Consider the following 5,882-nt stretch of genomic DNA (forward strand, 5'->3'; position numbering starts at 1 on the left):
ATGTTGGGAGACTTGATGTAAGTCTGGCTCAACATGCCATTGGCAAACATGCGTGCAGCGGTTTCTTCCGCCGCCATGGCGCTGCCTATCTGCTGGCGACCTGCGCTGATAGGAGACATGCCCATCATGCCGTCCAGGCAATACCCCTTGATATGCAGGATATTGCTTTCTTCCAGCGTGAGCTTCTGCCCCTGATACGTGTAGGTATAAATCAGTTCACCTGTGGTATCGTCACGATTGACCGTCATGCGGTCAGGTCGCAGCGGATAGAGGGCCACCACACGTTTTACGCCAATATCGCTCCAGATCACCTGGGCAAAAGCATTTCCCCACAACATCAGGCAGGCCACCATGGATGACCAGAACTCTATGGCGCTCATATCCGTATTGGGGGATCTGCACAGGATGCGATACAGCGGATGATCCCGCGCGAGAGTGGATGACGTGCCATCTGGACTGCGCTGATAGAGCTTCAGCGGCATTGCCCCGATGGTGTCAGAGATCAGTCGCGTGCAGGCCCAGACCGTATCCAGCTGCATGGCGGTATTCACCGACACCAGCTTGCCGCTATGCGTTGGCCCACCAGCCATGAAGGCCCCTAGGCGCAGATCCGTAAGGGATACGCCTGTGACGGTCAGCGCCATTGCATTTGCAGCCTTGTACAGCAGCCCTCTAAATGGCGCTGGCATTTTCATGTCGTGATCAGACCTCCCTCAAGAAACGGGTCAATATTTCCCGGTGGCTCCGGGTTTCGGCTCATGCAGGCCACGGCATCAAACAGCGCCATCAGTGGGTCGATCTTTTTGCCGCCTGCCATCTGTTTGGTGATTTCGATATTGTTGCCCTTGGCCTGCGCCTTCGCGTTGCCAACCGCCCAGGCCATGATCGGACGCGCCCCATGGGAGAACGTGCCATCCGCCAGCTTGCGCTCCAGCGTCTTGATGGCCCCGGTCATTTTCCAGCCCTGACTGATACCGACAATCCGCTCCTGCTCAATGCCACGGGCATGCAGGGCAAACACGATTTCAGCCACGCCCGCAGGATCCAGCCCAACCATGGCTAGCTTGCCGGATTGGTCGATCATTTCCACCACGTCCGCCAGCTGCCGATTGTCGTCACGCATTTCCTGAATGATGACGAGATCACCCTGCTTCTGGAAATCCAGATAGCGCGGCGCTTCCTCCTTGCGATGCTTCAGCACGTCCTGAAACACCCAACTGCGCTGCCAGTGCAGCCAATCGCCACTTTCCTCATCCCGACCGAGCACAGCCAGAGATAGAAAATCGTCCAGACCGCCACCATCAATGCCGCAGACAATCACATCAGAGCATTCCAAAATCAGCTCCAGCGTAACCAGCGGATCACCCTGGCGTTCCCAATATTTGGCCCCTGCCCATGCCTTTTCGCGCAGGGACATGCCCATTTCCACGTTCAGGTGCTTGGCCATCCAGACGCGCAGCACGCCTTCCCCAGCCTCTTTGGCCTGGGCATATCTGTCCCGCAGGAACTCATCCGATACCGACACCCCCAGATTGGGGTTGGTCATGTACCAGTTATCCGGGTTGTGCTCGCCTTTCTTATCCAGAATTTTCTTGGGAAATTCGTAGATAACCGGCAGAAACCGGGGTGAATTGATCTTTCCGTCCCGCACGCCACGCGCATATTCCAGACGGCTCTTGAACACACCGGCAGGCTCTTCATCCGACTGCGTGCTCAGGTAAATGATGAAGCCTTCTGGACGGGAGGCGATGCCGCCAGTGGCTTCCATGAGCATGTTCTCAGCCGTGGGCTTCTTGCCGAACTCCCACAGCTCATCCACCAGAATGCCGGTGGCTTTCTTGCCCACAACGGAAGATCCATCTGCGGCTACAACCTTGAGTGTCGCCCCTGTTTCGCGGTGCGTCACGATGCGGGTGTAATCCTGCACATGGAACAGGGCATCCAGTTCCAGATCGGCCTTGATCATGTCCCGCGCAGGCTTGAAGGCGTTGTCTGCGGCTTCCTTGGTCGGTGCCAGGATCAGGAACTCGGCTGATTGCCGCCAGTTCAGGATCAGCACCGTCAACATCACGCCCGCCGCAATGGTGCTCTTGGTGTTCTTCTTGCTCACCAGCAGGAAAAACTCGGTGATCATGCGCTTTCCGGTTTCCGGGTCATATGAACCGAAAATGGCGGCGGCAAAGTCCTTCAGCCAATCACGGCAGGATTCACCAATGGTCGGTTCACCCAGCACGTCCACGATCTTCAGGGCATTGAAAACAGCCATCCCCTGCGCAGCGGCGTCCGGAAAAAGCGGATCACATGGCACAAGGCTTTCGCCCGCAATGATGCGCTTTTCCCAATCCCGGCAGGCCGTGCTCCATGACAGGCCAGCCTTGGCCGCAGGCGCTGCCTTGCGCCGTGTGGTAGCTGTTGCGGTCTTTCGCGCTGTGGTTGCCGCCTTGCGCTTGCGTGTTGCGGGCTTTTTCTCGGTTTCACTTGCCATTATTCACAACCAGTTTGGGGGAAGACATGCGCGAGAACTTGCCGCTGGCTGCTTTCTCGGCAGCTTCCCGGCGTTCTTCCTTCACGCCCTTCTTTTTTCCGGAACCCGTGACGCCCATCATCTGGATCTGCTTCAGCGTGCGCACGGTTTCCGCCCGCTCTTTCGTGCTGATGGCCTTCAACATCGCATCGCGCCGGCGCGATCCATTGTCGGTGGCTGTTTCCAGTTCAATCGCTTCGGAAATCTCGCCAAGATGCGCAGTCGTGTCCTCAACTTCGCCAAGCAGCCGCGACACCAGATTTTCGGTGCGTTCATCCAGATTGTTGGCCGTTCCACGCCCGGTGGATGGTAGTTTCTCCTGTGGTGGAGCGGGGTTGTGCTGGGGATTGTGCGCAGGTTGGTGCGCAGTTTTGGTGTTTTTGCGCACTTTTTGCGCAGAAGTGCGCACCCATCCACCGGACGCGATGCGCTTGCGCAGGGTGCTTTCGGCTACGCCATGTTTTTTTGCAATTTGGCGGTTTGACAAGGCTCCTGCGCGAAAATCAGTCTCTATCGCGTGCCAATCCGTGTCAGTTTTCTTGGGCATTCCCCACCATCCCGCGCAACAAAAGTGCGCACTTCAAAACGCTGGAACGAAAAATTTTTCACGCGTGCCACTGGCGCGGTTCAGGTGCCATGCGTCAGGCGCACTTTTACCCCTCCCCCTACCCGCTGAGCGCATAGCTGGGGGATGCCCAAAAATACACACTGATACACACTTTTTGCATTGCTCTTGGTGTATTTTTGTGTGTATGATTATGCGTATGGACAGCAGAGAGATCATCAAGAAGATCAAGGCAGACGGCTGGTATCTTGTCGCCACGAAAGGCAGTCATCAGCAGTTCAAGCACCCGACAAAACCCGGCCGGGTGACGGTGCCTCACCCTAAGCGGGATCTTCCACTCGGCACTCTGCGGAGCGTAGAGAAACAATCAGGGGTCAAACTGAAATGAGCGACTATATCGCCATCATCCACAAAGAGCCCGAAAGTGATTTCGGGGTCAGCTTTCCAGATTTTCCCGGCTGCATCACAGCAGGCTCTTCATTGGAAGATGCCCGGAAAATGGCCCAGGAAGCCTTGGAATTCCATATCTCTGGCATGACAGAAGATGGTGAGCCCATCCCTGCGCCATCGCCTTTGGATAAGGTCATGCAGGATCCGAACTTTGCTCAAGGTGTTGCCTTCATGGTTCATGTTCGGCTGCCTTCCAAAGCCGTGCGTGTGAACGTCACGTTGGACGAAAGCCTTGTGTCCGCCATTGCAGCTGTCAGCAAAAACCGCTCCAAGTTTCTGGCTGAAGCCGCATGGGAAAAACTGAACCGTAATCAGTCTGTATAAGCCTGCTTATTGCTCAATATTCCTGTTTATATCGCTCTGCCCGCGCCCGTGCGGTCTTGGCGGTATGGCAGGATCCGCAGAGCAACTGGACGTTGTTCTCGTCCAGCGGTGCGCCGCCGTCCTTCAGCTCCTGAATATGATCCCCAAAGAGCCGCGTGCCGGTGCGGCCGCATTGTTCACAGCAATGAGGCCGCTTGCGCTTGATGGATGCCATCAGGGCACGCCACTCACGGCTAGTATAAAAGCCGTCAGCGCGTTTGGGTGGCTCTTTGGCTATGCTGGTATCCAGAACACCCACAAGCGGCCTCATGCACGTCAGAACGGCTTTCTTGCGGCTGCTCATGTGGTGGCCACGTCCAGCTTGGACAGGTCGAACGTCACCAGTTCCCACTTGGCATCTGGCGATGGCCGCCGGTGCAACCGCACGTAGTCTTTGGTCACATCCACGCGCACGCTGTCAGAAATCGCCTGCATGCCGCGCTGCCATTCCTCATCGTCAATCTCCAGACGCCGGAGCGCGAGGATCTTGCCAACGTTCATGCTGCCCTGCTTGTCTACGTCAAACGCATCCAGCACCACAGCTTTCAGATTGGCGTTGGCGCCTTCAGACCAGCGGTTCAGGCAACCATGGATCAGCGTTTGCGCCGCCTGAATTTCAGGGCCAAACGAAATGACGTTGCCGACCGCCACAGTCACGCGCAGCGTGCCATCATAGCTGGTCAGGGTAACGTTGCCTTTCTCGCTGCCCAGCTTGGTGCTGTATTGCTCGGCCACCAGATCCAGAAAGGCGTTGATCTCCGCAAAGCAGAGCCGCTTGAAATCCATCATGAACTGCCGCACCGGCTCGGCTTCATGGTGCAAACGGCGCACCAGCTCATCTTGCAGCTTGTCAGATGGCCGAACATTCGCTTCCGGCACCAAGCGCCCGCGACTGTCCTGCATGAAACCGTCAGGCACGGTTTGCATTGTCATTCTCCATCGTTGTCAGAAACGCCCGCGCCGGTTGGCGTCAGGCCAGAAGGTCAGCGCCCGCCGCGTCTGCGCTGGCGTGGCTGTATCGTGTTGTCGTGGCCAGCGAACTGTGGCCGAGCTGGGCCTGCACCCAATGCACCGGCTGCCCCGCGTCCAACTGGTGTGACGCAAAAGCATGGCGCAGCCAGTGAGCAGAGACATCAGGCGGCAGGCCCGCTCGTTTTGCGGCCCGCTTCACAACGCGATCCACAGCGCGTTCATGAAGCAGGCCGCCATCGTGGCCGGGGATAACGGGCGCATCAGGCCCGACATCAGACCGCACAGCCGCGATCTCTTTCCACAACGATGGTGAAACCTGCACATGGCGGGTTTTGCCACCTTTGCCGAAAACCGTTGCAATGCCGCCCGATTGGCGGCGTGTCATATCGCGCCAGCGTAACGCGCAGGCTTCTGAAATCCGCAGGCCGGTGCCGTAAAGCAGCGCCAGCAACGCATGGCGGCGCGGATCCTTCTCACCTGCCAGCATGGCCAACACCTGCTGGCGCGAAAGAATGCGCTCGTTCAGATTGTCGCGGCCACGCTCCATGCGGAACGCAGCGCCCGCATCCTGCGGTAGAAAGCCCAGCTTGTGGCCGTAGGTCAGCAGCGATTTCACGGCGCTGATCTTGCGCCGGCGCGTGCTGTCCGCCGCATCGGCCATGCTGTCGTTCCATGCCTGAATGTCAGCCAGGGCAACATCTGCCATGGGCTTGGCAACAAAACGGGCAAACTCCGCAACGTTGGTGCGATAGGCCCGCACCGTGTTGCTGCTGCGGTTGTGCAGCCACGTTTTGACCAGCGGAAGATCCGCACGGTGAATGCCATCATCTGGCACTGCTGGCGCGGCTGATCTGGGCTGATCACCGCTAACCATTTGATTTCCCTATATTATCGGGTCATTTCCAACCCTCAAAATCCGTCAGATAACAATGATTATCTGACGGGTTTGGGGGGTGTTCTGCGGGTTATCTGACACCTTGGCAGGTATGCCGTGTCAGATAATACCGC

Annotated in this window: 8 protein-coding genes; 2 read left to right on the plus strand and 6 right to left on the minus strand. The window is 57.5% G+C overall.

Annotation, left to right across the window (positions count from 1 at the left end; genetic code table 11):
- The 3 genes from APA10_RS09485 to APA10_RS09495 all read right to left on the minus strand — a co-directional run.
- The coding region (locus tag APA10_RS09485; RefSeq protein WP_035367591.1) for a phage portal protein at window positions 1-695 on the minus strand (695 nt) is incomplete at its 3' end.
- Entirely contained in the window at window positions 692-2,485 is a 1,794-nt protein-coding gene (locus APA10_RS09490; RefSeq protein ID WP_003628640.1) for a terminase large subunit, read from the minus strand. The genes APA10_RS09490 and APA10_RS09485, both read right to left, overlap by 4 nt.
- A complete protein-coding gene (locus APA10_RS09495; protein ID WP_035365550.1) occupies window positions 2,475-3,071 on the minus strand; it encodes a hypothetical protein in 597 nt (198 codons plus the stop codon). The genes APA10_RS09490 and APA10_RS09495 overlap by 11 nt, the downstream gene beginning before the upstream one ends.
- Before the next feature lie 217 nt (window positions 3,072-3,288).
- Between APA10_RS09495 and APA10_RS09500 the strand changes: the two genes are divergently transcribed.
- Window positions 3,289-3,477 carry a type II toxin-antitoxin system HicA family toxin gene (locus tag APA10_RS09500; RefSeq protein WP_035365565.1) on the plus strand — a complete coding sequence of 63 codons (189 nt, stop codon included), beginning with the start codon at window positions 3,289-3,291 and terminating at the stop codon, window positions 3,475-3,477.
- A complete protein-coding gene (locus APA10_RS09505) occupies window positions 3,474-3,863 on the plus strand; it encodes a type II toxin-antitoxin system HicB family antitoxin (RefSeq protein ID WP_003628643.1) in 390 nt (129 codons plus the stop codon). The genes APA10_RS09500 and APA10_RS09505 overlap by 4 nt, the downstream gene beginning before the upstream one ends.
- Window positions 3,864-3,876: 13 nt before the next feature.
- Here APA10_RS09505 and APA10_RS09510 read toward each other — a convergent pair whose 3' ends face one another.
- Genes APA10_RS09510 through APA10_RS09520 form a run of 3 tightly spaced genes read right to left on the minus strand, consistent with a single transcriptional unit; the run spans window position 3,877 to window position 5,748 of the window.
- Window positions 3,877-4,206 (minus strand): HNH endonuclease signature motif containing protein, encoded by a 330-nt coding sequence (locus APA10_RS09510; RefSeq protein WP_003628644.1) that lies wholly within the window; start codon window positions 4,204-4,206, stop codon window positions 3,877-3,879.
- Window positions 4,203-4,835 (minus strand): DUF3164 family protein, encoded by a 633-nt coding sequence (locus APA10_RS09515; RefSeq protein ID WP_003628645.1) that lies wholly within the window; start codon window positions 4,833-4,835, stop codon window positions 4,203-4,205. Before APA10_RS09515 ends, APA10_RS09510 begins: the two co-directional genes overlap by 4 nt.
- 37 nt (window positions 4,836-4,872) lie before the next feature.
- On the minus strand, window positions 4,873-5,748 hold the full coding sequence (locus tag APA10_RS09520) for a tyrosine-type recombinase/integrase (protein ID WP_003628646.1): 876 nt from the start codon (window positions 5,746-5,748) through the stop codon (window positions 4,873-4,875).
- Window positions 5,749-5,882: the final 134 nt, after the last annotated feature.

The organism is Acetobacter pasteurianus subsp. pasteurianus LMG 1262 = NBRC 106471 (assembly GCF_000285275.1).
GTDB classification, from domain to species: Bacteria; Pseudomonadota; Alphaproteobacteria; order Acetobacterales; family Acetobacteraceae; genus Acetobacter; species Acetobacter pasteurianus.

Coding starts and splice junctions, on each gene's coding strand:
- APA10_RS09495 (WP_035365550.1), bottom strand. CDS start 3,071: ATGCCCAAGAAAACTGACACGGATTGGCACGCGATAGAGACTGATTTT.
- APA10_RS09500 (WP_035365565.1), top strand. CDS start 3,289: ATGGACAGCAGAGAGATCATCAAGAAGATCAAGGCAGACGGCTGGTAT.
- APA10_RS09510 (WP_003628644.1), bottom strand. CDS start 4,206: ATGAGCAGCCGCAAGAAAGCCGTTCTGACGTGCATGAGGCCGCTTGTG.
- APA10_RS09490 (WP_003628640.1), bottom strand. CDS start 2,485: ATGGCAAGTGAAACCGAGAAAAAGCCCGCAACACGCAAGCGCAAGGCG.
- APA10_RS09520 (WP_003628646.1), bottom strand. CDS start 5,748: ATGGTTAGCGGTGATCAGCCCAGATCAGCCGCGCCAGCAGTGCCAGAT.
- APA10_RS09505 (WP_003628643.1), top strand. CDS start 3,474: ATGAGCGACTATATCGCCATCATCCACAAAGAGCCCGAAAGTGATTTC.
- APA10_RS09515 (WP_003628645.1), bottom strand. CDS start 4,835: ATGACAATGCAAACCGTGCCTGACGGTTTCATGCAGGACAGTCGCGGG.